Origin of the sequence: Martinezella lusitana (assembly GCF_010668395.1) — a bacterium.
Lineage (GTDB): Bacteria > Pseudomonadota > Alphaproteobacteria > Rhizobiales > Rhizobiaceae > Rhizobium > Rhizobium lusitanum_A.
Map to the genome: position 1 here is coordinate 1 of NZ_WUEY01000011.1, position 23,216 is coordinate 23,216.

The window sequence follows — 23,216 nt, forward strand, 5'->3', positions numbered from 1 at the left end:
CGTGTCGGACATCGTCGAGGCTGGCGTTCCTGAACAGGTTGGAACCGTCGCGCAACGTAGCGGCATCGATGCGCTGGCCGCGTTCGAGATGCGTAAGGAGGAGTTGCGCAACACTCTCTCGACCCGCGCAAGCTCGCCTCTTTCCCGGCCGTACTCTGTCGCTCTCACTCCATCGTTGACTTGGACCATGTCACGGACCATTTTTGGGGTAAGATATCAGGATTCGAAGGAGTCCGCGCGATGCGCGTATCTGTCAGTGATGCCAAGGGGCTGTTGAATTCCACACTAAATTTACCCCAAGTGTGCCGTCTCGCGATGACCGATAGTTTCTCTCAAAATATCCAGATATCCCATCGGCTTGTCTGTGCCGAACAGGGTCATCGTCAAGCGGAAACAAGGGGGTGCGGACCTCGTCGCACTTAATTGCGATGGAAATTCACCGTCTTTTCACCCCCCGACTTACGACCCACTTGTTGGATATTTGCGAAGGGAACGATGCGGTTCGCGTTCAGTGGATGCAAACGCATATGTCAGAGGGTTGCAGAGCGCTCGAAGTATTCCTTAACAGTCCCGCTACAGCTAAATTTTCGCATGGAGACGAGCCGACAATGGCTGATTTCTGCTTGGTCCCGCAAGTTTACAATGCCGAGCGATGGGGCGTCGAAATGGGGGCGTATCGGCGAGTACGTCGCATTGCGCAAACCTGCCGGGAACATCCAGCGTTCGCCGCGGCGCATCCCGATGCGGTACGTTAACGGGTTCTTCCTCAATTTGGTGGTTCATCCGCTGTTAGCGACGGTGTTGCTATGGGCGGGCATGCTAACGAAATCGAAATAGTCGCCTGGCCCAGGGGTCAAGATACTGGGTGTCGCGCTTACTGTTGATGGCGAGTGGGTTGTTTCCGTAGCCGGATCCACGATCGGTATTTGCCCCGATTGTGGCCGTCGAAGCCGAAATAGGCATGGCAGGTCCAACCGCAGAGTGTATCAGTTCTTCCGGGCCGATTGACACGCCCGCTGAAGGATCTCGTGAATGCCTTCAGCCGTCCCGGCGATGTTGTGCTGGCCCCGTTCTGCGGGTCGGGCTCCACGCTGGTTGCAGCCAAGGCGCTCGGCCGGCGCGCGATTGGCATCGAGCTGTGTGACAAAGCACTGCTTCACCGCGTCAATGCGGGTAAAGACCATGGCACCCTGACCGGGCTTCGCATGGCAAGCCGCCATTTGTTGTCCCCGGTTCGCGCCGGGGGCTTCTTCGAAGTTGTCAGATCAACTTCTCTGTCGGGAGTTATTCACTCCCAAACTCCTGGCCGTTGGCCAAGATACGCAAAATAACCACATCGTCATGTTCCACGACAAAGGCGATGCTGGCGCTGTGTTCAAGCCGATAATGCGCAGGCCTTCACGTATTTCGTCGCGGACAGTGCCACGCTCCGGGAACACATTCAGCGATGACAGAAAGCCGCTGACGCGATCGATGTAGCGTTCGGCCGTGACGGCGGAGCCTGACTTCCTGACGATGTGACTGTAAATCCGCACAAGGTCTGTCTGCGCTTCGGGCGACAGCCGTATGGCGTAGTATTTCATCTAGGCGCTTTTGCCCTTCGCAAAGCGCGCTCGGACCCGTGCCATGCCCTCATCCAGCGGTACAGCACGGCGAGGGTCGGCCTTATGTGCATCGTAAGCAGGCGCAACATCCTCCCGCAGCCAACGCTCCACCGCCGCGTCGCGGGCGGCAAGAGTACGGAGGCCATCGCGGATAACCTCGCTTTCGGTAGCATATTCACCCGATGCCACCTTGGCCTTGACCATTTCGGCCATTTCAAGCGGGAGGGTGATGCTAAAGGCTTGAGTTGTGCGCATGGCTTATATCCTTCATTCTTCTCCCTTATACCATGGTGTATGATTAAATCATACACCTTCCTGACAGGCCGATGCTCTCTCTGAGGGCGTCGCGTTGGTTGGGGTCGGTTCGGGCTGAAGGCAAATGACACTGCGAAGCCAATTCCACTGTCCCAATTGAATCCTGGCGGGTTTGGGTAGCAGAACGCATTGATTTGTCGGGGACGGTTGGCGGGAATGCGCCGATAGCGTTGAAAAACTCGGAGGGTAGTCGACAGCGTAGCTATCGATAAATCTTGAACTGCTCGTTCTGTAACATCTCGCCCCGGATATTCAGGAATATCCCACCGTTGGCGGAGACATAAGCGAGATTTAGGGCAAGTAAGTGCTGCTTAGCGGCAGTCTCCTCTTCTTGGGTTCTAGCGCCGTAGTTGCGGCTTAGAGCGGCGATCTCCTCCTTTGAACCTTTACGAGGCCCTTCCAACATCTTTCTGATTGCTTTTCCTCGGTCGTTAAGCCAATCCCGATCGTACAATTCAAGTTCCATTAATCGGGCGACTCGGTCTTCTTTAGCAATCGTGAAGTCATAGAAGCGGCGAACCGCGTCGACCTCATCTTCAGTGAAATCGGAATGCCCGGTCATATTTGATCCCCTGGAGCAATGTTGAACCTGCCGCTAATATTGGCGGCCAATTTCTAATATAGCCTATACTTGCAACTGCGCATCGGCTGCAATCGACCGATATCATTGAAAACTCGGCGTTGTCAGTGCTGGAATGTCGTGATTCAATCGCTGCATTGATTAGCGGAGGATTGGGCGATGATGGGATGTCAGGCAGCTCCGGCGCAGCTCTTCTACGACTTCTGCATTGATGATCATGTCCCCGCCGAGCACCTGCTGCGCGGGATCGACCGTCATCTCGACCTTGACAGCTTGCGGGCGCAGTTGAGGCCTTTCTATAGCGCTACCGGCCGTCCTTCGGTTGATGCTGCCGGTGAATAAATTTCACGGCGTCGGGCCGGCCACGGCCGAACGAATGAGGCGACACGGGATCGAGACTGGCCTTGACCTAAGATCAAAGTCACTTGCTTTCCTGCAGCAACATTTTGGCAAAAGCGGTCCCTATTTCTACGGGATTGCCCGCGGGATCGATGGTCGCGAGGTTCGGGCTGACCGGGAGCGAAAGTCGGTGGGCGCCGAAGATACGTTCATGGAAGAGATTGATCGAATCGACTTCGCGCGCGGGGAGCTCCCCCATTGATCGGGAAAGTGTGGCGCCATTGCCAGGCGCACAGAATAAGCGGCAAGACGGTAACACTGAAGGTCAAATATTCTGATTTTGAGCAAGCGACTCGCAGCCGCACCGTGAACGTACCGGTCTCGTCCGGCGAGGACATCCTCGAAATTGCCAATCAGCTGCTGACGTCCGTCGCCCCTTTCAGAAAGCCGGTGCGGCTTCTCGGTGTAACGCTTTCGTCTCTCACACCAATTGCCAGCATGGCAAAGGGTCAGCTGCTGCTGGAACTGTAGGACGGGCTCACCAAGCGAATAACCGGGCAGCGATCGAATGCAGGATCCAGCGGCACGGATGGCCGTGCGATGACGAGAGCGAGGCATGAACCGGTTCAATTAGCCACGACAATGCCTACACTACATCCCCATCCACGGCTCGATCGCTAACCTCTTGAGGGCTTAAAGATCGGCAGACTGCCTCGCACAACACGAATAGCTCTATGCAACATTCTTATTCGTGTGGCAGGACACCGCGCAATACGGTTTCAGCGATTGTCTTGGCAGCCATCTCATAGTCGCCAACTGTTAGCCGGGTCTTTTTCAATCCATCGGCGGCGATCGGTTCGAATTCGGCATAGAACTGCGTCGAGGCCCAGAGCATGATGAACAGGTGCCGGGGATCGACCGGCAAGATCTTACCTTCGGCGATCCAGCCCTCAATGACAGCGACGTGCTTGTCGGTGACATCGCGAATGTGCTGACGATCCTTTTTCGTCAGGAAGCGAGCGCCCTGAATGATTTCGCTGGCAAAGAGCCGGGTCTCGGCGATGTTCTTACGGGTGTAATCGAGTTTGGCGCGGATATAGAGACGAAAGGCCTCAGCTGGTTCTCGATCAGCAGTGATGTATTTCAATGCATTGTCCCATCCGTCGAGCAAGTGACCGATGATAGCGGTGTAGATCTGCTCCTTCGACGAAAAATAGTAGTAGACGTTTGCTTTGGGCAAACCGGATGCTTCCGCGATTTCGGCGATCCGGGTGCCATCGTAGCCTTTCCGCGAAAAGATCTCGATCCCGGCCTTGATGATCAGCCGAACGTTGCGCTCGCGGATTTTTTCGTCCAACTCATTGTGTTCGCGTGGCATGCGCGCTCCGTCCTTTAGTTTCCCATGCTTTGGACCGGCACCCGGAAATGGCAACAGCACACATTCGCCAAAGCCTGCTTTTCCACCGAAAAGCAAGTGCCGGCGCCCGTCCAAAAGCTGACGATACGATCAGGAAAAACTGACCAAATCGTCATTTTTTATCTTTAGTAAGTTGACACTTTGGTCAGGTTTTGTCTAGTCTTCAGCCAACAAGCCAAGACGCGGGGGGACGATTTCGTGCCTATGACTTTAAGAGATGCGATGACGGAAGTGCTCGCCGGCTGGGAGGGGGATCTGCCGCCCGACTGGCACGCCGTTGTGGGTGCGATCGGTAGCGATTTTGACAGGATTGATGCGGATCTCGAATTCGAAGCCTGGGAGCCGATATTTCCGGCACGTCGCGGCCGGCATTTTCCGGGCCAACCCAAAGGCGCGCATGCGCTCGCAGCCTTTGACGGCATCGCACCGTCGGATGTCCGTTGCATGATCCTCGGTCAGGATCCGTATCCGGAGCCGGGCTTTGCGACAGGCCGTGCGTTCGAGGCGGGCAACCTTGCCTCGTGGAGAGAGCTCGACAAGATGTTCTCGAAGAGCATTCGGGCCTATATGCAGCTCATCGCCGCGGCACGGACCGGCGACGAGAGCCTTTCCGAAAGCTTCGAGCGCTGGCCGGATGTTCGGCAGATGCTTTGCGACGCTGATCGCGACTTTGAGGGGCCAAGTACGATCGGCGACCGCTGGGTACGCCAGGGCGTATTGCTGCTCAATGCGTCGCTGACGCTCTCACGCTTCAAGGTCGACATCGATCCACATCAGTCGCGAGGCCATTTGCCTTTCTGGCGGCCGCTTATGCTCAAGGTGATCGCCTCCCTGCGCAAGCGGGATCAACCCATCGTCTTCATCGGCTTTGGCGACGCCGCGGCCGGCATTCTTGCAGAAGCCGGGCTCACCGAAGGAACATCCAGCAACTGTGCTTTGATTCTGCGCGATCATCCAGCCTTCGCCGAGCGTGTGCTTGGCCGCACGAATCCCTTCCTTCTCTGCAATTCCTATCTCGAGGCGATGGGCGCAAGCCCCATCGCATGGTGAGCAATGACAATTTCGTCAGAATACGACTACATCATCGTTGGAGCGGGCTCGGCGGGCTGCGTACTTGCCAACCGCCTGTCGAAAGACCCGAAAGTCCGCGTTCTTCTACTGGAAGCGGGCGGTAAGGATCGCAATCCGCTGTTTCGCCTGCCCATGCTGATGGGTAAGCTGTTTCACTCCGGCATCTACAATTGGCACTATCACACGGAACCCGAGCCCTGGCTGAACAACCGCTCGCTCTATTGGCCGCGCGGCAAGGTTCTCGGAGGCACCTCAACGATCAACGGCATGATCTACGTCCGCGGCAATCGCCACGATTATGACCGCTGGTCGCAGTTCGGCTTGCCCGGCTGGTCCTATGACGAGGTTCTGCCGGCCTTTCGCCGTTCGGAATCCCATGTGCAACGGAACGGACGGTTTCATGGGGACGGCGGCGAGCTGACGGTCTGCCGGGCGCGCGGCCACAACCCGCTGATGGATGTGTTTTGCGAGGCGGGACAGCAAGCCGGCTATCCCCTGAACGACGACTTCAACGGCGAGACCCAGGAGGGCTTCGGCCGCTACGACTTCACCATTCGAAAGGGCAAGCGTTGGTCGACCTCGTGGGCCTTCCTTCGGCCGGCAATATACCGCTCCAATCTCACGGTGATCACGGGTGCGGAAACCACACGCCTGCTGATCGAGAATGGCCGAGCAACCGGCGTCGAATATCTGAAGGCCGGAAATATGTCGGTGGCGCGTTCCGCCGGCGAGATCGTACTGTCGGCCGGGGTCGTCAATACACCCAAGGCACTATTGTTATCGGGTATCGGTCCGGCCGACGAATTGAAGGCGATTGGTGTCAAGCCGCTTCATGATCTCCCGGGTGTCGGCAAAAACCTTCAGGACCATGTCGACTGCGTCATGAGTTGGGAGTGCCGTCAACCCATAACCCTGTTCGGCGATTTGCGTGCGGACAAGCTGATCCCCGCTGTCGCACAGGGAATGCTGTTTGGCGAAGGCATCACTACCACCTTTCCCTATGAGGCCGGCGCCTTCGTCCGTTCCAACGACGGGCTTGTGGCGCCTGACATCCAGCTCCACTTCATGCCGGCGCTGGAAAAGACCGCCAACCTGCATTTCCCCAATCCTTTTCGCAAGAAGCAACGCGTCGAGGCCAATCATGGCTTCACCATTCGCGTTGGGCCGGTCAATCCGGTCAGCCGTGGTGAGATCACGCTGCGGTCCGCCAATCCCACGGATAAGCCGAAGATCCTTGCCAATTACCTGCGCGACGATTTCGACGTCCGCACCATGATCGATGCCATCAGGTTGACGCGCGATATCGTCAACCAGAAAGCTTTCGACGATTATCGTGGTCTTGAACTGGCTCCCGGCCCCACGGCGGAAGGCGATGCCGAGCTCACCGCGTGGCTGCGCGCCACTGCCATGACCACTTTCCATCCGGTGGGCACCGCGAAGATGGGCAACGATCCGATGGCCGTCGTCGATGCCGAGCTCAGGGTGCACGGTATCGATGGACTGCGGGTGGCCGACGCCTCGATCATGCCGATCATTTCCAGCGGCAACACCAATGCGCCCGCCATCATGATCGGCGAGAAATGCGCTGAATTCATCCTGAACGCCTGAAGGAACCAAAGAATGATCCTCGAACACCGCACCTATACCTTCAAACCGGGCACGGTCGACAAATGGATGAAGAAATACGAAGCCGAAGGCCTGCCGATCCAGAAACGGCATCTCAATCGGTTTGTCGGACTTTACGTCTCCGAGATCGGGGTCCTGCACACCACGGTGCTGATGTGGGCCTATGACAGCCTTGCCGATCGCGAGGCGCGCCGCCAGGCCATGTATGCCGATCCGGATTGGCAATCCTTCATCGCCGAAATCTGGGCGCTCGATGCGATCCTTCAGCAGGATGTGATGATCATGAACCCAGCACCTTATTCACCGCCGGTCTAGGCAAACGACGCAGGCAGAACTTTTACATAACGACAAAAAGAGGGAACTGAAGACATGAAAAACTCAAGAATCGACAATGATCTTTCCAACGGGTTCGATCGCCGCACCTTTCTCCAGCTCGGCGCCGGCGCAGCGGCGTTCAGTCTCGCAGCCGGACTGATGCCGCAAGTGGCGCGCGCCGCAGGTGGATTGGTCGCACTGGTTCATACCCAGGCGGCCGGAGACAACGGTCCGGTCGACACGATGATCGTAAAACTCAAACAACTGGCCGAGGAACACGGTTTTACCTATCGCGCCGTCTATGCGCAGGACCCCGCCACATACGAGACGGTGTTTCGCACGCTCGGCGATGCCGGCGCCTCCATCATCGTCTCGACTTTCAACGAAGTTGCCGAACCCTTCAAGGCGCTGGCGCCTTCCTATCCGAACACCAAATGGATCCAGCTGTTCGCCGACCCCTTCGAGCCCGCAATCCCGAACGTCGTCACGGTCTCCTATGACTATTATCTCGGTTGCTATCTTTCCGGCGTCTTCGCCGCGAAGATGTCGAAGACCGGCAAGATCGGTTTCATCGGAGGGGTCTCCATCCCCCCACTCAATGCCGACTTCAATGCGCTGAAAGCCGGCGTCCATTCGGTCAATCCGAATGCCACGGTGACGGCTGCCTTTGCGGGCTCGTTCCAGGATCCGGCCAAGGGTCAGGAAATCGCGACGCAGATGTATAACGACGGCATCGACTATATCCAGACCGATGCGGCCGCGACCGACGGCGGTATCATCTCTTCAGCCAACGAGAAGGAAGGCCGTATGGTCAGTTGCCTGTCGCCGGCGCAATTCGCGCTCGGACCAAAATCGGTGATCTCCATCGTCGGGCTGGATTTCGGCGTGTCGCTCTATAACGAGGTGAGCAAGGCGCTGGGAGCTGAGTGGAAAGGCGGCACCCACGAACATACCGGACTGGGAACCGACGTCATCAACTTCATCCCCTCTCCGCTTTTTGCGGAACAGGGTCCGGCCGAATTGACAGCGAAGGCCAAGGATGCCTTGAAGGACGTCGAAAAGGTACGTGCCGGCATTCTCGACGGTTCCGTCAAGGTCGATTTCAAAACCACCCTTTAATGCCCATTCAGCCGGCCGCTCGACGGCGATCGGCGAAAGCATCTTGGGCCTGGCGGCTACGCCGGGCCCGCTTAACCACGTCGGGAAGCTCTGTTCATGTCCAATCATTCTGCGCCTGCGCTGGCATGCCGCGATGTGACCGTCCGCTATGGCGACGTCACGGCGCTCTCGGACGTTTCGATCGAGTTCGAGGCGGGCCTCATTCACGCCGTTCTCGGCCAGAACGGCGCCGGCAAGACGACATTCGCCCGGGTGGCCGCCGGCCTCGTGCAACCGAGCACCGGTAGGGTCGAGATCTCCGGAACGGTGATCCGCACCGGCCATGTGCGCAGGAGCCGCGAGGCGGGCGTAGAACTCGTTCATCAGAGTTTCGCATTGCCGCCATCCTTCACCGTGGCAGAGGCGATGGAATTCGGCGCACCCGGTCGTGGCGGTTTCTATTCGCGCGAAGCTCTTGCGGACAAATGGCGGGCGCATCTGCAGGGCCTGGATATCCAGGTCGATCTTTCGCGGCGCATTCGCGAGCTGCCGGTCGAAACCCAGCAAAGCATCGAGATCGCTCGCGCGCTCGTAACCGATGCGAAAGTCTTGATCCTTGACGAGCCCACTGCAGTTTTATCTCCTGCCGGCATAGAAACGCTCTTTGCCCGGGTGCAGCGGTTGAAGGACCGCGGCGTCACCGTCATTCTAATCCTCCACAAGATCCGCGAAGTCCTGGGCATCGCCGATACCATCAGCGTATTACGCGGCGGCCGGCGAGTGGAAGGCCCGCTGCCGAAAGCCGGGCTCACCGCCGAGCACCTTACCGCACTCATCGTCGGCGATGCTGTCCGCTCGCAAAGCGCCAAGGACAGGGACGCATTGCTCGGCATAGAACAGCCGCACAGCGATCCGTCTTCCGGCCGTTCCGTCAATGTGGTGCAGCCGTCGGCATTAACGATGAGATCCGTCTCCACCGTCTCGGACGAAGAGGGGTCTTCGCTCGACAATGTCAGCCTGTCAGTCCGGCCGGGCGAAATCGTCGGCATCGCCGGTGTCGAAGGCAACGGCCAGAAAACGCTGGTGCGTGCCATCGCCAGCCTGGCGGCACTGTCGGCTGGCGCGATCACTCTCGCCGGGCAGGATGTCACAGCAAAGACGCTAGCCGCGCGACGTACTGCCGGATTGCGCATCATTCCGTTCGAGCGCAACGTCGAAGGCCTCAGTCTGACAAGCTCTCTTTGGGAAAACTGGAGCGCACGCGAGCTGCTGCAAGGATCTCTCCTGAAGCTCGTCAAACCAAGCCGAATTCGTGAGCTTTGCGATCGCTCGCTGAAGAGCTGGGGCGTTCACTATCACACCTCCGCACAGCATGCCGGCTCGTTGTCCGGCGGGAACGCCCAGAAGGTTATTCTGGCGCGCGAAATCGATGCGGATGCCAAGCTTATCATCGCAGCTCAGCCGACGCGCGGGCTCGATATCGGCGCCACGGCCTTCGTCTGGAAAGCGCTTCGAGCGGCGCGCGACAGGGGGGCAGCAATTCTGTTGATCTCTTCGGATCTGGACGAACTCTTCGATATTTCAGACCGCGTGGTGGTCATGCTTTCCGGTCGCGTCGCGGGTGAGTTCGTCGGGCCATACGATATCCACTCTGTCGGCGCGGCCATGGTCGGCGCGACACCCGCCACAAGGGAAATCTGACGATGAAGAACAAGATAGTCGTCATTCTTCGCAGCCTGGTCTTCGTTGTCCTGTCGCTGTTGCTCTGCGCCGTCCTTTTCCAGTTGGCGGGCTATAACGCACCGCAGATGCTGATTGCCGTCGCCGATGGCGCATTTCTGCGTCCGGGCGCTGTCGAGCAAAGTCTGAGATGGGCACTCCCCCTGTTCATCACCGCTGTCGGCGTCAGCATTTCCTTCCGTGCCGGCTTTTTCAATATCGGCGCGCAGGGGCAATTCTATGTCGGCGCGATCGCTGCCGCCTTTGCGGCAGAAGCCTTGCGTGGCGGTCCTGCCATCGTCGTCGTTCCAATGATCTTTCTAGCCGGCATGGTGGGTGGTGCACTCTGGGCGCTTTGGCCAGGTCTCTTGAAATTGCACTCCGGCACGGATGAGGTCATCACCACGCTGATGGGCAATTTCATGGCCGGCCTGCTTCTTGTCTACGTGACATCAGGCCCCCTCAAGGACCCCTACGGCACCGGTCAGCAAGCTTCAAGCCGACCGATCGACGCAGCGTATCGCATTTCCAACTCACTCGGTCTGTCCCCGACGATCATCGGCATCGCGCTCATTGTTGGGATAGCCATGTGGCTTCTTGTCAATCGTACCAGCTTCGGCGTTCTGGCAAGTCTTGCCGGCCGAAACGGCACCATGGTGCGCTGGCAGGGTGCGAAGCTCTGGCGGCTGGGATTGTCGAGCTTCATCATCTCCGGTGCGTTGGCCGGATTGGCCGGAACGATAGAGCTGATGGGACCCAACGGCCGTATTGCCTCCGGATTCCTGCCGACGCACGGTTTCACCGCTATCCTGATCGCACTCGTCGCCAACCTCTCGGTAGTCGGCACGGCCGTCGTTTCGATCTTTTTTGGAGGATTGGCATCGGCCGCGCTCTATCTGCCCATCATGGCAGGTTTGCCCGCTGCGGCGATTGACATCATCAATGCCGCCATCGCGCTCTTCATCACTGCCAGATCCAACCTTGTCGAGAAGCTTCTGCGTCTGGGAGGACGTTTGCAATGAATGACGCCATCATTGCCATCCTGCGCTCCGGTACGCCGCTGGTCTATGTCACCCTTGCCGGGGTCATCGCGCAGCGGGCCGGCGTCTGGAATCTTGGCCTCGAGGGCCTGATGATCATCGGCGCCTGCGCCACCATCCTTGGCATCATGCTGACGCACTCCTTCGTCCTGGCCATCCTCATAGCTATTCTGTTCTGCGTCGCAGCCTCGATACTCCTATGGTTCGTCATCGAGAAGCTGAAGGCCAATCCGATCATTGCGGGGCTCGGTCTGACGGGCCTCGGCGTTGGCGGCACGGCTCTCGCGGTGGAGTCGATCTTTGGCAGCCAAGGGATGGTCACTGCTCCCTTCGGCGTGCCGAAACTCGGGCCGGCCTTCGGCTCCTTCGGCGTGTTGTCGATCTTCGTCGCCGCCATGCCCTTCGTTGCCTTCGCCATGTGGCTCTTGCTGCGACGCAGTCGGTTCGGCCTGCAGCTCGCGGCCTGCGGCGAGCATCCGTTCGCCGCGCGGAGCGTCGGCATTCAACCCCAACGCATGCGTCTCGTTGCTCTGTCGATTGGCGGTGTGCTCTGTGCCATCGGCGGGGCAGAGCTTGCAGCCGGAAGTCTGCAATTCTTCGCGCAAGGGATGACGGCTGGACGCGGCTTTATGGCTTTCGCCGCCGTCATTTTCGGGGCAGCCCATCCTGTCGGAGCGACACTGGCGGCGTTCTTCTTCGCAATTGCCAGTGCGCTCGGTATCCGCGCCCAGCTGATGTTCGGCGAGAAGGTTCCCCATGATCTGCTGCAGGCGCTCCCCTACGTTGCCACGGTGTTCGGCGTCTGGCTTTCCGGCAGGCTCGGCGGAGCCAAGACCGCGGGGAGCTTTGGCGAGCTGAAGGACCAATAGGGGAAGGAACCCGCTATGAGCAAAATCCTGATTCATAATGCAACAATCCTGGCAGTCGATAACGCGCATGGCACAACGCCCTTTGCCGGCGACCTTTTGATCGAGGATGGTTTGATTGCCGCGATCGGCACTAACCTGGTCCCGCCGGATGGCGCCCGCATCATCAATGGCCGTGACAGACTTGTCATGCCTGGCTTGGTCAATGCCCACACGCATTCCAGCGAGACTTTCTTTCGCGGCCGCTATGAAGGCATGCCGCTGGAGATATGGTTGCTCTACGCCTATCCGCTGCTGATGAATGACCCGATCGGTAAACGGCTGCTCTACCTGAGAAGTCTATTGCTGGCGATGGAATCGCTGCGCAACGGCGTCACCACTCTCTGCGACGATTTCTTCGATCCGCCGGCGCATGATCTCGATCGGCTCGGCACGGTTTTCCGCGCCTACGAGGATGTAGGCATCCGCGCGAATGTCTCAAGCGCTGCCATGAATATCCATACGCTCGACGCACTGCCCTTCGCGCGAACCGTCATGGCGGCCGAGTTGCAGTCTCTGCTCGATTTCGGACCACCTATGACCGCAGAGGCTTATGTCGATTTCTGCAAATCCGCCTTCGACAGCCTACATGGCCGCGCCGGACGGGTGAATTTCATGATCGCTCCATCTGCGCCGCAACGCTGCACGCCCGAGCTCATGGCCGCCTGCATGGAACTGGCGATAGAAAAGCATGTGCCTTTCCACACCCATGTATTGGAAACCCGGACGCAGGCGATTACCGGCCACGCGCTTTATGGCAAGAGCCTTATCGCCTATATGCGGGATCTGGGTCTTCTTCGACGTAACACGACAATAGCGCATTCGGTCTGGGTCAGCGACGAGGACATACTGCTCATGGGCCAGGCCGGCGTCTCGGTTGCCCACAATGCCGTGTCCAACCAAAAGCTCGGTGCGGGCATAGCCCCGCTAAGGCGCCTTCTGGATGCCGGCGTCACGCTTGGCCTCGGTACGGACGGCGTCTCATCCAACGATACCGCGCGCATCTTCGACGTCATGCGCATCGCCGGTCTCATCCACTCGGTTTCCGGACCGGAGTACGACAAATGGGTCACGGCCGACGAAGTCTTGCGCATGGCAACGATCGGTGGAGCGAAGACGGCGATGCTCGAGCATATCACCGGCTCGCTCGAGATTGGCAAAGCTGCCGATCTGATGATCCTCAACTTGCGTTCCTATCCCTTCCTGCCGTTCAACGATGCCGCAAAGCATCTCGTCTATGCCGAAAACGGTTCGTCCATCGAAACAGTGATGGTCGCCGGTCAAGTCGTCGTGGAAAACGGTCGATTGACGACCGTCGACGAGACAGCCGTCTTCGCCGAATTGGCCGAACTCGTGCCGGCCTGGCTGGAAGAGCACGCTGAACTCGAACGACGCAATAGTGTATTTGCTCCTGCTATGGCCGAAATTCACCGTCGGGCAGCACTAGCCGAGCTCCCACTTCACCGCTATCAAGGCGATCTTCCATTCCACGGAACTCCGGTGCGCCGAGGTTAACGGACGAAGGGTGGATTATGCAAGCTATTGAGCGAACGCGCTCGAGCGGCACGGTTTCCAACACATTGTCCTTGCAAATCCGGAACCATAATCCGGTAAATGCAAATCGGAAGCCTTGAGCAGCAGCGAACGCTTGAACCGTGCAGTTAAGGCTTTAGCGTCGAAAAGGAAGAGAAAGTTTTGCGATGGACTACACGCGCCATTCCAACAATCTGAAAGCCATCATTGTTCGAACTCAAGCCTCACACCTTTGCGTCGCCTGGGCCCAAAGACGCTAGCCAGGTCCGGCAAATACGATGCTGGCGTCGCTGACGGTGGCGACGTGCGCATAGGCGGCCTGCATGGCTGCCTTGGCATCCGCGCGCATGATCGCGGTCACGATGACATCGTGCTCGTCAAAGGATTTGGCAAGGCGTCCGGGAAGGCGGAACTGGGCGCGGCGGAAGGGAGAAAGTCGAGCGCGGGTCTGCGTCACCAGTTCGAAAATATGGTCGTTATGCGCACCGCGATAGAGTTGGTTGTGAAACTCGACATTGTATGTCGCATAATCCTCCTCGGCGCCGGCGCGCACAAGCCGGGCGGAATTGCGGTGTTCGAGCTCCAGGATACGACGTTCGTCGATCGTCATTCGCTCCGCAGACAGGCGGGCGCAAATGGCCTCAAGCTCCGCCATGGCCTCGAACATCGAATGTAGATAGGCGCCACTGACATTCGTCACAACAGCACTGCGGTTCGGTTCGCGGCCGACAAGCCCCATGGCGCCAAGCTCGCGCAACGCTTCGCGAACCGGGGTCCGCGACACTTCGAAGCGGGCCGCGAGCGTTACCTCGTCAAGCTTCTCGCCGGGCAGCAGCGCACCCGTTACGATCATGTCCGCAACGGCCCGGACCATCTGTTCGACGGTCGTCCCAGCCCTGACAATTTCCTTGCGCTTGATCTGCTTCACGGGAATACGCGAATCCTTGGATTGTGCATACAGATGTATGCCCACGAGGAACAAAGTCAATTGTCGATTTAATCACTTGTTTTCAAATGGTATTTCCCAACAGAGAACTTCACCCCGCAGCACACGCGCTTCTTCTCATCAAAATTAAGATTAAAAAAAGGGCAATGCCTATTATCAGGCAAAACAGAGGGTAAATCTGCATACACTTTTTGCCATCAAATATTGGCTGAATATTTTATATAGCAATATCATATAATTAATATCTGGCATGGCGATTGCATACACTTTCATGCAACCATTTTTCCGAACCGGGCTCCCGCCCTCAAGGAGCATTCCATGACCAGACTCCTTCACATGAATCGCCGCAATTTTCTCCACGCTTCGGCCGCAGGTGCGCTCGTCAGCGTCGCGCCGGGTCTTCTGGCCTCTCGCGCCTACGCACAGACCGCGCTCACCGTTGGCTTCATCTATGTCGGCCCGAAGGATGACTACGGCTATAACCAGTCGCATGCCGAGGGCGCAGCCGTGGTGAAGGCGATCCCCGGCGTCACCGTCGTCGAAGAGGAAAACGTACCCGAGACCGTCGATGTCCAGAAGACCATGGAATCGATGATCAACCTCGACGGCGCCAGCCTGATCTTCCCGACCTCCTTCGGCTATTTCGATCCCCACATGCTGGCGATGGCGGCAAAATACCCCAATGTCCAGTTCCGCCATTGCGGCGGCCTCTGGCAGGAGGGCAAGCACCCGATGAACACCGGTTCCTACTTCGGTTATATCGGCGAAGGCCAATATCTGAACGGCATCACCGCAGGCTATGCGTCCAAAAGCAAGAAGATCGGTTTCGTTGCCGCCAAGCCGATCCCGCAGGTTCTTGAAAACATCAACTCCTTCCTTCTCGGCGCCCGCTCGGTCGATCCGGCCATCACCTGCCAGGTGATCTTCACCGGCGAATGGTCGCTGGCCGTCAAGGAAGCCGAAGCGACGAACGCGCTGGTCGACCAGGGCGCCGATGTCATCACCTGCCATGTCGACAGCCCGAAGGTCGTCGTGGAAACCGCCGCCGGCCGCGGCGCCTTCGTCTGCGGCTACCATGCCAACCAGAGCCCGCTGGCACCGCAGAAATATCTGACCGGCGCCGAATGGGCCTGGGGCAACGTCTACTCCGATTTCGTCAAGAAGGCCCAGGCCGGCGAAAAGCTCGGCAATTTCGTGCGCGGCGGCCTCAAGGACGGCTTCGTCAAGATGAGCGCGCTCGGCCCCGGCGTGTCCGACGAATCCCGCAACAAGTTCGAAGCCACCAAGGCGGAGATGATGAAGGGCGGATTCTCGGTCTTCAAGGGGCCGATGAAGGACAACAAGGGCAACGTGGTCGTTCCGGACGGCAAGAGCTACGCCGAGGACGCGATCGAACTCGAAAGCATGAGCTATCTGGTCGAGGGCGTGGTTGGTTCTACCGCCTGATTTGCCAAGGGGAGAAAGCGTCATGACGGTCGAAGTCAACGAGCCGGCAATAACCATCGCTCCGCAACGGCAAGCCTTGCTGCGTCCAGCTCTCGAATGGCTGGCGCGGCGAGCGGAGCCGATGGCGATCACCCTCGGCGCCATCCTGATCGGCCTGGCGCTTTTCTCTCTCTTCATCGTGGCGGTCGGCAAATCGCCGACAGACCTCTACCGGCTGATGTACACAGGCGGCTTCGGAAGCTGGTTCTCGATCCAGAACAGCCTCAGCCGGGCGGCCCCGCTGCTGCTCACCGCACTTTGCGTTGCGCTTCCGGCCCGTCTCGGCCTCGTCATCATCGGCGGTGAAGGCGCCGTGGTTCTCGGCGGCGTCGCGGCTGCCGCGATCGCGCTGCCTGTCGTCGGCGTACTACCTCCGCTGCTCGTGCTGCTTCTGATGGCGATTGCCGCCATGGTCGTCGGCGGCATCTGGATCGGCATTTCCGGCTTCCTGCGCCACTATCGCGGCGTCAACGAAACCATCTCCTCGCTCCTGCTCGCCTATATCGCCATCGCCTTGATGAACCAGTTCGTCGAAGGCGTGCTTCGCGATCCGGCAAGCCTCAACAAGCCATCGACCAAACCGTTGCCGCCCGAATACATGCTCGGCAACATTCCCGGCATGGACGTCCATTGGGGGCTGGCGATCGGCATCGTCGCATGCATCATCTCCTGGATCCTGATCGAAGTGACGAGCTACGGCTTTGCCGCCCGCATCGCTGGCGGCAATGTTCGCGCCGCGCAGATCCAAGGCCTGCCGGTCGGTCGGCTGATCGTCGGATTTACCGCGATTGCCGGCAGCCTGGCCGGCCTGGCCGGCATGATAGAGGTCGCCGCCGTGCAAGGCAGCGCCAATGCCTCGCTTGCCGCAGGCTACGGCTATACCGGCATCCTCGTCGCCTTCCTCGCCCGCCACAATCCGCTGGCGATCATCCCGGTTGCGATCCTGCTCGGCGGCATCGATGCCTCCGGCGGCCTGATACAGCGCCGCATGGGCCTGCCCGATGCCACCGTACTGGTGCTTCAGGGCACGCTCTTCATCGTCATTCTCTTCTGCGAGACCTTCTACGGCCGCTTCAAGATCTTCAATCCCGACCTTTGGAAAAGGAGCGCATGATGGACGATACCGGCATCGGTCTATGGGGCGTTCCACTCGCCATTCTCGCCGGCGCGATCCGCGTATCGACGCCCTTCATCTTCGTCAGCCTCGGCGAAACCATTACCGAGCGTTCCGGCCGCATCAATCTCGGCCTCGAAGGCACGCTGGTCTTCGGCGCCATGACGGCCTATGCCGTCGCGGTCATGAGCGGATCGCCCTGGCTCGGCGTACTCGCCGCCATGGCGGCAGGTGCGGTCTTCGGGACCGTGCACGGCTGGATCTGCAAATGGCCGAAGGTCAACGACATCGCCATCGGCATCGCCATGATGCAGTTCGGCCTCGGCCTCGCTTTCTTCCTGGGCAAGCCCTTCATCCAGCCGGTTGCACCGCACTTGCTGTCGATCCCGTTCGGACTGTGGTCCAGCATGCCGCAGGTGCAGGCGGCGCTGAACATCAACGTGCTCTTCCTGCTGGGTATTGCGCTCGCGGTCTTCCTGTGGTGGGCGTTTCGCAACACCAAGCTCGGCCTGATCCTGCGCGTCGTCGGCGACAGTACGGATGCGGCGCGCGCCATGGGCATCGATCCGGACCGCGTGCGCCTGCTGGCCACCGCCCTCGGCGGCTCGCTGGCGGCGGTCGGAGGCGCCTATCTCTCGCTCTACTATCCCGGCTCGTGGAACGAACGGATTTCGTCCGGGCAAGGGTTGATGGCGGTGGCTCTGGTCATCTTCGCCCGCTGGAACCCGATCGGCTGCTTCCTTGCAGCCTTGCTCTTCGGCGGTGCCGGCGCACTCGGGCCGGCGCTGCAGTCGGTCGGCGTCACCCAGGGATACTATCTGTTCTACGCGGCACCCTATGTGCTCACCCTCATCATCATGATTGCCACATCCTCCCCCACCCGTTCGCTCGCCGGCGCGCCGGGAGCCCTGTCGTTGACGAAATAGGAGATCAGCCATGAACAATCTCGCGGCCCCCGCGCTGACCGGTGAAAAGCTCACCTATCTCGACGCCGATCCCTATCCCTACCCCTATAATGGCAATCTGCGGCCCGACAACACGGCTTTGGTCATCATCGACATGCAGACCGATTTCTGCGGCCCCGGCGGTTATGTCGATCACATGGGCTACGACCTGTCGCTGGTGCGCGCGCCGATCGAGCCGATCAAGAAGGTGCTGGCCGCCATGCGCGCCAAGGGCTACCACATCATCCACACCCGCGAAGGCCATCGCCCCGATCTCGCCGACCTGCCGGCCAACAAGCGCTGGCGCTCGCAGCGCATCAACGCCGGCATAGGCGATCCCGGGCCGTGCGGCCGCATTCTCGTGCGCGGCGAACCGGGCTGGGACATTATCGACGAACTCCATCCGATCGAAGGCGAAACCATCATCGACAAGCCCGGCAAGGGTTCGTTCTGCGCCACGGACCTCGAGCTGATCCTCAATCAGAAGCGCATCGAAAACATCATCCTCACCGGCATCACCACCGACGTCTGCGTCCATACCACCATGCGCGAAGCGAACGACCGGGGCTTCGAATGCCTGTTGCTCGAAGACTGCTGCGGCGCGACCGACTACGGCAATCACCTCGCCGCGATCAAGATGGTCAAAATGCAGGGCGGGGTGTTCGGCTCCGTCTCGAATTCGGAAACGCTCGTGAGCCAGCTGCCATGAGCACGATCCGCGACACGCCCCTTCCCAGAGCCGGCAAGGCAGTCGGCATCCAGACGCTGGACATGACGATGCGCTTCGGCAGCTTTACCGCGCTCAATCATGTTTCGATCAACATCCCCGCCGGCACGTTCCATGCGTTGCTCGGTGAAAACGGCGCCGGCAAATCGACGCTCGTCAAATGCATCATGGGCTTCTACCACCAGACCTCGGGCTCGCTGTCGGTGGATGGGCGGGAGGTGACCGTTGCCTCCCCGAAGGACGCGGCGACCTACGGCCTCGGCATGGTCTACCAGCACTTTACCCTGGTCCCGTCCCTGACCGGTGCGGAGAACCTAGTCATCAGCCGCGCCGAAGTGCCCGCCGTCATCAACTGGGCCAGAGAACGCAGGGATCTCGCGGCCTTCATGGAGCGGATGCCCTTCAAGATTCCGCTGGAACGGCCGGTAAGCGAACTTGCCGCCGGCGAAAAGCAGAAGCTGGAGATCGTCAAGCAGCTCTATCTCGGCCGCAGCTTTCTCATCCTCGATGAACCGACCTCGGTGTTGACGCCAGCCGAAGCTGCCGAAATGCTCGGCCTCGTTCGCGGCATGACAGAGCGCGGCGAACTCACCGTGCTGATGATTTCGCACAAATTCCATGAGGTCACGAAATTCGCCGATGCCGTCTCTATCCTCAGGCGCGGCAAGCTGATGGGCGGCGGCAAGGTCGGCGAACTCTCGACCAACGACATGGCGGCGATGATGATCGGCGACGTCAAGCTTGCCGAACTCGATACGCGCATACCTGTGCCGGAAACCGCAAAGGCGGTGCTGAAGGTCGAGCAGGTCAAGGCGCCGGATCGCTCCGGCCTGAAGACCATCGAGATCGAAAGCCTGACGGTGCGCTCCGGCGAAATCGTCGGCATCGCCGGCATTTCCGGCAATGGGCAGAAGGAATTGAGCGAAATCCTCGCCGGCCAGCGCCCGACGGATACTGGTACGGTCAGCGTCAACGGCGCAGCCTACGGAGCGACCCGGCAGGAAACACGGAAAAACAACGTGCGCTTCATCCCCGAGGAGCCGTTGCAGAACGCCTGCGCACCGAAAATGACCGTCAGCGAAAACCTCGCCTTCCGCACCTTCGATCTCAAGGCCGACGGCACGGATGCGATCTGGCTGAACAAGGGGAAGATGAAGAAACGCGCGATCGATCTGATCTCCGACTTCAAGGTCAAGACCGCCTCCTCCTCGTCCCCCATCGCCGCCCTGTCGGGCGGCAACGTCCAGCGCGCGGTACTGGCCCGCGAGCTGACCGGCGAGGTTGACCTGTTGATCGTTTCAAACCCCTGCTTCGGGCTCGATTTTTCGGCTGTCGCCGAAATCCGGGCAAGAATCATGCGCGCCCGCAATGCAGGGGCCGCGGTTCTGCTGCTGTCCGAAGACCTCGACGAATTGCTGGAAATGTCCGATCGCATCATGGTGATTTCCGAAGGCAGGCTTGTCTACGAGACGGCAGCACGCGCCGCCGATATTTCCTTGATCGGTTCGCACATGGCTGGGCACCACTGATGGCGGAGATCAAGGCTGAACCCTTCGCATTCCCGCTGAAACGCGACCAGCTGGCGCTGATCGTTATCGACATGCAGCGCGACTTCGCCGAGCCGGGCGGATTCGGCGCCAGTCTCGGCAACGATGTCAGCCGCATCACCAGGATCGTCCCTGACGTGAAGCGGCTGATCGAGGGATTTCGCGATGCCGGCCTGCCGGTTGTCCATACGATGGAATGCCACAAGCCGGATTTCTCCGATCTTCCGGCCGCCAAGCGCGATCGCGGCAATCCCGCGCTCCGGATCGGCGATGAGGGTCCCATGGGCCGCATTCTCATTGCCGGCGAACCCGGTACGTCAATCCTGCCCGAACTCGCGCCGGTCGACGGCGAGATCGTCATCGAAAAGCCGGGCAAGGGCGCCTTCTACGCTACCGAGCTCGGCAATATCCTGAAAAGCAAGGATATCAGGCAGCTTGTCTTTGCCGGGGTCACCACGGAAGTCTGCGTGCAGACCACCATGCGCGAGGCCAATGACCGCGGCTATGAATGCCTGCTCGCCGAAGACGCAACCGAAAGCTATTTTCCCGAGTTCAAGGCCGCCGCTATCGCGATGATCCGCGCGCAGGGCGCCATCGTCGGCTGGACGGCACATGTCGACGATATCCTGGAAGCGATCAATCATGCCTGAAACGACACGCGAACTGCTGACGCTGGGAGGCTGGAGGGAGCTGACATTCGGCCCGTTTCGGGACGGTGTCACGATCCATTGGATTAAGCCTTTCGAGCGCGACCAACCAGGCGTCGCCCTGCTGAAATATGACGTCGGCGCTTCTGTGCCCCGCCACCGCCACGAGGGTCTGGAAACGATTCTCGTGCTCGAGGGCATACAATCGGATGAAGCTGGGGACTATGCCAAGGGCTGCTATATCGTCAATGTTGCCGGGACTGAGCATTCGGTCTGGAGCGACACAGGCTGCGTCGTGCTGATCCAATGGGATCGACCAGTCAGAATATTGGAAGAGGAAACGCCATGAGCAGCCCCGCCTTCGACATTTCGTCCCTGCACGCCTTCTATGCAAGCGGCGGTACCATTTCCGCCGTTATAGAGGCCGTCTTCGCACGCATCGCCAAGGTCGGAGATCCCGGCATTTTCCTGCACCTTGCCGACAAGGAGAGCGTGCTTGAACAGGCAATCGCTCTCGAAACCTTCGATCCGACGGTAAGACCGCTCTGGGGCGTACCCTTTGCCGTCAAGGACAATATCGACGTTGCGGGCATGCCGACGACCGCCGCTTGCCCCGACTATGCCTACATGCCGGAAACGGATGCCACCGTCGTTCGCTTGCTGAAAGAGGCCGGCGCCCTGGTGATCGGCAAGACCAATCTCGATCAGTTCGCAACCGGCCTTGTCGGCGTCCGCACGCCCCATCCTGTTCCGCGCAATGCCATCGATGCCGATTTGGTGCCGGGGGGATCGAGCTCCGGCTCGGCCGTGGCGACGGCGCAGGGTATCGTCAGCTTCGCGCTCGGCACCGATACCGCCGGCTCAGGTCGCATTCCAGCCGGTCTCAACAATATTGTTGGCATGAAACCCAGCCTCGGCGCATTGTCGACCAGTGGTGTCATTCCCGCCTGCCGCACCCTGGATTGCGTGTCGATCTTCGCACTGACGGTCGATGATGCCTGGCGCGTCTTCAAGGTAGCCGCACGTCGTGATGCCGCGGACGCCTACTCGAGAGCCGTTCCAACCGATGGCTTCGTCCGAACGCCATCGGGCCTAACGATCGGGGTGCCGGCAAAGGCGGAACGGCTCTTTTTCGGCGACGCCGTCATGGAAGCAGCCTATGACCACGCCTTGCGCATGTTGAAAGAGCTGGGCCATCGCCTCGTGGAGGTTCCCTTCGGCGACTTTTACCGCGTGGCGGAGCTGCTTTACGAAGGCGCCTGGGTCGCGGAACGCTATGCGGCAGTGAAGGATTTCTTCGACACCAGCGCGGCAAGCTTTCACCCTGTCACGCGCAAGATCTATGGCGGCGCCAAACAGCTTTCGGCCGTGGACGCCTTCCGTTGCCTCTATGCGCTGCAAGACTTGAAACAGAAGGTTGCTCCGCTGATCGCTTCGGTCGATGTCCTCTGCGTGCCAACCGCCCCGACACACTATACGCGCGCGGACCTTGAAGCCGAACCGATCCGCGAGAACTCGCGTCTCGGCACCTACACCAATTTCGTCAATCTGCTCGATCTATGCGGCATAGCAGTGCCGGCGGGTACGCGCAGCGATGGCCGCCCAGCCAGCGTTACCCTCTTGGCCCCTTGGGGACGCGACGGTCTCACGGCATCGCTCGCCCGTGAGATTCACCAGAGCAGTGGCTTGGCGCTGGGCGCGACTGGATGGCCGCAGCCCGCGACGAAAGACACGACCTTTGCTGACGACCTCGGGCTGGTCGATATCGCGGTCGTCGGCGCCCATCTTTCCGGCATGCCTCTGAACGCACAATTGCTTGCCCTTGACGGCCGTCTTCTCGGAAAAGCACGAACTTCGGACTGCTACCGGCTTTATGCCCTGCCGGGCCAGATACCGGCCAAACCGGGGCTGATCCGCGTCGCGCAAGGAACCGGCGGTCAAATCGATGTCGAGATCTGGCAAATGGCGCCGGCCGCTTTCGGTCAATTTGTTGCGGCCATCCCATCCCCCCTCAGCATCGGCACCCTCTTCTTGTCTGATGGCACTTCGGCCAAGGGATTTCTGGTTGAGGCCACTGCCATCGCTGACGCGACTGACATCACCCATTATGGCGGATGGCGCGACTATGTCGCCGCAACGACATAGGGCCGCGCTTCCATGGACACCTTGTTTTCCGGAACCGAGACAGGGAAACAGTTATGGACAAAGCAAATTTCAGCGGCGAATTCGGGCATGATGCGGAGC

The 23,216-nt window shown here is 59.7% G+C and carries 23 protein-coding genes and 2 pseudogenes; 20 read left to right on the forward strand and 5 right to left on the reverse strand.

Annotated features, from left to right (window positions below; all coding sequences use genetic code 11):
- Both GR212_RS36880 and GR212_RS21680 read left to right on the forward strand, forming a co-directional pair.
- The coding region (locus GR212_RS36880; protein ID WP_204326700.1) for a hypothetical protein at positions 1 to 277 on the forward strand (277 nt) is incomplete at its 5' end.
- 781 nt (positions 278 to 1,058) lie between these two features.
- Positions 1,059 to 1,331, forward strand: coding sequence for a DNA methyltransferase (locus tag GR212_RS21680; RefSeq protein WP_348643506.1), 273 nt, complete (start codon positions 1,059 to 1,061; stop codon positions 1,329 to 1,331).
- Here GR212_RS21680 and GR212_RS21685 read toward each other — a convergent pair.
- From GR212_RS21685 to GR212_RS21695, 3 genes are all read right to left on the reverse strand, one after another.
- Positions 1,266 to 1,583 (reverse strand): type II toxin-antitoxin system RelE/ParE family toxin, encoded by a 318-nt coding sequence (locus tag GR212_RS21685; protein WP_246725866.1) that lies wholly within the window; start codon positions 1,581 to 1,583, stop codon positions 1,266 to 1,268. The genes GR212_RS21680 and GR212_RS21685 overlap by 66 nt on opposite strands.
- Entirely contained in the window at positions 1,584 to 1,859 is a 276-nt protein-coding gene (locus GR212_RS21690) for a ribbon-helix-helix domain-containing protein (protein WP_163989291.1), read from the reverse strand.
- A gap of 262 nt (positions 1,860 to 2,121) precedes the next feature.
- Positions 2,122 to 2,481 carry a hypothetical protein gene (locus GR212_RS21695; protein WP_163989293.1) on the reverse strand — a complete coding sequence of 120 codons (360 nt, stop codon included), beginning with the start codon at positions 2,479 to 2,481 and terminating at the stop codon, positions 2,122 to 2,124.
- Between the two features lie 177 nt (positions 2,482 to 2,658).
- Between GR212_RS21695 and GR212_RS21700 the strand changes: the two are divergent.
- Together GR212_RS21700 and GR212_RS21705 are read left to right on the forward strand one after the other, a co-directional pair.
- Positions 2,659 to 2,826: pseudogene (locus GR212_RS21700) on the forward strand (IS5/IS1182 family transposase); the annotation flags it as partial.
- 1 nt (position 2,827) lies between these two features.
- A pseudogene (locus GR212_RS21705) lies at positions 2,828 to 3,369 on the forward strand (DNA polymerase thumb domain-containing protein); the annotation flags it as partial.
- A 214-nt stretch (positions 3,370 to 3,583) separates the two neighbouring features.
- On the opposite strand, the gene GR212_RS21710 reads toward GR212_RS21705, so the two are convergent.
- Entirely contained in the window at positions 3,584 to 4,216 is a 633-nt protein-coding gene (locus GR212_RS21710; RefSeq protein ID WP_163989655.1) for a TetR family transcriptional regulator C-terminal domain-containing protein, read from the reverse strand.
- A 261-nt stretch (positions 4,217 to 4,477) separates the two neighbouring features.
- Between GR212_RS21710 and GR212_RS21715 the strand changes: the two genes are divergently transcribed.
- From GR212_RS21715 to GR212_RS21750, 8 genes are all read left to right on the forward strand, one after another.
- A complete protein-coding gene (locus GR212_RS21715) occupies positions 4,478 to 5,305 on the forward strand; it encodes a uracil-DNA glycosylase (protein WP_163989295.1) in 828 nt (275 codons plus the stop codon).
- Positions 5,306 to 5,308: 3 nt separating this feature from the next.
- A complete protein-coding gene (locus GR212_RS21720; RefSeq protein ID WP_163989297.1) occupies positions 5,309 to 6,934 on the forward strand; it encodes a GMC family oxidoreductase in 1,626 nt (541 codons plus the stop codon).
- A gap of 12 nt (positions 6,935 to 6,946) precedes the next feature.
- Complete coding sequence (locus tag GR212_RS21725; protein WP_163989298.1) at positions 6,947 to 7,267, forward strand: NIPSNAP family protein; 321 nt, start codon at positions 6,947 to 6,949, stop codon at positions 7,265 to 7,267.
- A gap of 54 nt (positions 7,268 to 7,321) precedes the next feature.
- The gene (locus GR212_RS21730) at positions 7,322 to 8,386 is read left to right on the forward strand and encodes a BMP family ABC transporter substrate-binding protein (protein ID WP_163989300.1); all 1,065 of its coding nucleotides are present in this window, start codon (positions 7,322 to 7,324) and stop codon (positions 8,384 to 8,386) included.
- A gap of 96 nt (positions 8,387 to 8,482) precedes the next feature.
- On the forward strand, positions 8,483 to 10,066 hold the full coding sequence (locus GR212_RS21735; RefSeq protein WP_163989303.1) for an ABC transporter ATP-binding protein: 1,584 nt from the start codon (positions 8,483 to 8,485) through the stop codon (positions 10,064 to 10,066).
- Positions 10,067 to 10,068: 2 nt separating this feature from the next.
- Complete coding sequence (locus GR212_RS21740) at positions 10,069 to 11,106, forward strand: ABC transporter permease (protein ID WP_163989305.1); 1,038 nt, start codon at positions 10,069 to 10,071, stop codon at positions 11,104 to 11,106.
- A complete protein-coding gene (locus GR212_RS21745; protein ID WP_163989307.1) occupies positions 11,103 to 11,993 on the forward strand; it encodes an ABC transporter permease in 891 nt (296 codons plus the stop codon). Before GR212_RS21740 ends, GR212_RS21745 begins: the two co-directional genes overlap by 4 nt.
- A 15-nt stretch (positions 11,994 to 12,008) precedes the next feature.
- Positions 12,009 to 13,544: an amidohydrolase family protein gene (locus GR212_RS21750; RefSeq protein ID WP_163989309.1), complete on the forward strand. Its 1,536-nt coding sequence runs from the start codon at positions 12,009 to 12,011 to the stop codon at positions 13,542 to 13,544.
- Between the two features lie 274 nt (positions 13,545 to 13,818).
- Here the strand turns inward: GR212_RS21750 and GR212_RS21755 are convergent, their stop codons facing one another.
- Positions 13,819 to 14,490 carry an FCD domain-containing protein gene (locus GR212_RS21755; RefSeq protein ID WP_163989311.1) on the reverse strand — a complete coding sequence of 224 codons (672 nt, stop codon included), beginning with the start codon at positions 14,488 to 14,490 and terminating at the stop codon, positions 13,819 to 13,821.
- Between the two features lie 336 nt (positions 14,491 to 14,826).
- On the opposite strand from GR212_RS21755, the gene GR212_RS21760 reads away from it, so the two are divergent.
- Genes GR212_RS21760 through atzF form a run of 8 tightly spaced genes read left to right on the forward strand, consistent with a single transcriptional unit; the run spans position 14,827 to position 23,117 of the window.
- Positions 14,827 to 15,954 (forward strand): BMP family ABC transporter substrate-binding protein, encoded by a 1,128-nt coding sequence (locus tag GR212_RS21760; RefSeq protein ID WP_163989313.1) that lies wholly within the window; start codon positions 14,827 to 14,829, stop codon positions 15,952 to 15,954.
- A 22-nt stretch (positions 15,955 to 15,976) separates the two neighbouring features.
- Entirely contained in the window at positions 15,977 to 17,107 is a 1,131-nt protein-coding gene (locus GR212_RS21765; RefSeq protein ID WP_163989315.1) for an ABC transporter permease, read from the forward strand.
- A complete protein-coding gene (locus GR212_RS21770; RefSeq protein ID WP_163989657.1) occupies positions 17,107 to 18,033 on the forward strand; it encodes an ABC transporter permease in 927 nt (308 codons plus the stop codon). The genes GR212_RS21765 and GR212_RS21770 overlap by 1 nt, the downstream gene beginning before the upstream one ends.
- Before the next feature lie 10 nt (positions 18,034 to 18,043).
- The gene (gene biuH / locus GR212_RS21775) at positions 18,044 to 18,760 is read left to right on the forward strand and encodes a biuret amidohydrolase (RefSeq protein ID WP_163989317.1); all 717 of its coding nucleotides are present in this window, start codon (positions 18,044 to 18,046) and stop codon (positions 18,758 to 18,760) included.
- Positions 18,757 to 20,307: an ABC transporter ATP-binding protein gene (locus GR212_RS21780; RefSeq protein ID WP_163989319.1), complete on the forward strand. Its 1,551-nt coding sequence runs from the start codon at positions 18,757 to 18,759 to the stop codon at positions 20,305 to 20,307. The genes biuH and GR212_RS21780 overlap by 4 nt, the downstream gene beginning before the upstream one ends.
- Entirely contained in the window at positions 20,307 to 20,975 is a 669-nt protein-coding gene (locus GR212_RS21785) for a cysteine hydrolase family protein (protein WP_163989321.1), read from the forward strand. The genes GR212_RS21780 and GR212_RS21785 overlap by 1 nt, the downstream gene beginning before the upstream one ends.
- The gene (locus tag GR212_RS21790) at positions 20,968 to 21,321 is read left to right on the forward strand and encodes a cupin domain-containing protein (RefSeq protein WP_163989323.1); all 354 of its coding nucleotides are present in this window, start codon (positions 20,968 to 20,970) and stop codon (positions 21,319 to 21,321) included. The genes GR212_RS21785 and GR212_RS21790 overlap by 8 nt, the downstream gene beginning before the upstream one ends.
- Entirely contained in the window at positions 21,318 to 23,117 is a 1,800-nt protein-coding gene (gene atzF, locus GR212_RS21795; RefSeq protein WP_163989324.1) for an allophanate hydrolase, read from the forward strand. Before GR212_RS21790 ends, atzF begins: the two co-directional genes overlap by 4 nt.
- Positions 23,118 to 23,216 lie beyond the last annotated feature (99 nt).

Excerpts from the sequence above, each read along its gene's own strand:
- GR212_RS21685 (WP_246725866.1), bottom strand. The coding sequence starts at position 1,583 with ATGAAATACTACGCCATACGGCTGTCGCCCGAAGCGCAGACAGACCTT.
- GR212_RS21690 (WP_163989291.1), bottom strand. The coding sequence starts at position 1,859 with ATGCGCACAACTCAAGCCTTTAGCATCACCCTCCCGCTTGAAATGGCC.
- GR212_RS21695 (WP_163989293.1), bottom strand. The coding sequence starts at position 2,481 with ATGACCGGGCATTCCGATTTCACTGAAGATGAGGTCGACGCGGTTCGC.
- GR212_RS21710 (WP_163989655.1), bottom strand. The coding sequence starts at position 4,216 with ATGCCACGCGAACACAATGAGTTGGACGAAAAAATCCGCGAGCGCAAC.
- GR212_RS21715 (WP_163989295.1), top strand. The coding sequence starts at position 4,478 with ATGACGGAAGTGCTCGCCGGCTGGGAGGGGGATCTGCCGCCCGACTGG.
- GR212_RS21720 (WP_163989297.1), top strand. The coding sequence starts at position 5,309 with ATGACAATTTCGTCAGAATACGACTACATCATCGTTGGAGCGGGCTCG.
- GR212_RS21725 (WP_163989298.1), top strand. The coding sequence starts at position 6,947 with ATGATCCTCGAACACCGCACCTATACCTTCAAACCGGGCACGGTCGAC.
- GR212_RS21730 (WP_163989300.1), top strand. The coding sequence starts at position 7,322 with ATGAAAAACTCAAGAATCGACAATGATCTTTCCAACGGGTTCGATCGC.
- GR212_RS21735 (WP_163989303.1), top strand. The coding sequence starts at position 8,483 with ATGTCCAATCATTCTGCGCCTGCGCTGGCATGCCGCGATGTGACCGTC.
- GR212_RS21740 (WP_163989305.1), top strand. The coding sequence starts at position 10,069 with ATGAAGAACAAGATAGTCGTCATTCTTCGCAGCCTGGTCTTCGTTGTC.
- GR212_RS21745 (WP_163989307.1), top strand. The coding sequence starts at position 11,103 with ATGAATGACGCCATCATTGCCATCCTGCGCTCCGGTACGCCGCTGGTC.
- GR212_RS21750 (WP_163989309.1), top strand. The coding sequence starts at position 12,009 with ATGAGCAAAATCCTGATTCATAATGCAACAATCCTGGCAGTCGATAAC.
- GR212_RS21760 (WP_163989313.1), top strand. The coding sequence starts at position 14,827 with ATGACCAGACTCCTTCACATGAATCGCCGCAATTTTCTCCACGCTTCG.
- GR212_RS21765 (WP_163989315.1), top strand. The coding sequence starts at position 15,977 with ATGACGGTCGAAGTCAACGAGCCGGCAATAACCATCGCTCCGCAACGG.
- GR212_RS21770 (WP_163989657.1), top strand. The coding sequence starts at position 17,107 with ATGGACGATACCGGCATCGGTCTATGGGGCGTTCCACTCGCCATTCTC.
- biuH (WP_163989317.1), top strand. The coding sequence starts at position 18,044 with ATGAACAATCTCGCGGCCCCCGCGCTGACCGGTGAAAAGCTCACCTAT.
- GR212_RS21780 (WP_163989319.1), top strand. The coding sequence starts at position 18,757 with ATGAGCACGATCCGCGACACGCCCCTTCCCAGAGCCGGCAAGGCAGTC.
- GR212_RS21785 (WP_163989321.1), top strand. The coding sequence starts at position 20,307 with ATGGCGGAGATCAAGGCTGAACCCTTCGCATTCCCGCTGAAACGCGAC.
- GR212_RS21790 (WP_163989323.1), top strand. The coding sequence starts at position 20,968 with ATGCCTGAAACGACACGCGAACTGCTGACGCTGGGAGGCTGGAGGGAG.
- atzF (WP_163989324.1), top strand. The coding sequence starts at position 21,318 with ATGAGCAGCCCCGCCTTCGACATTTCGTCCCTGCACGCCTTCTATGCA.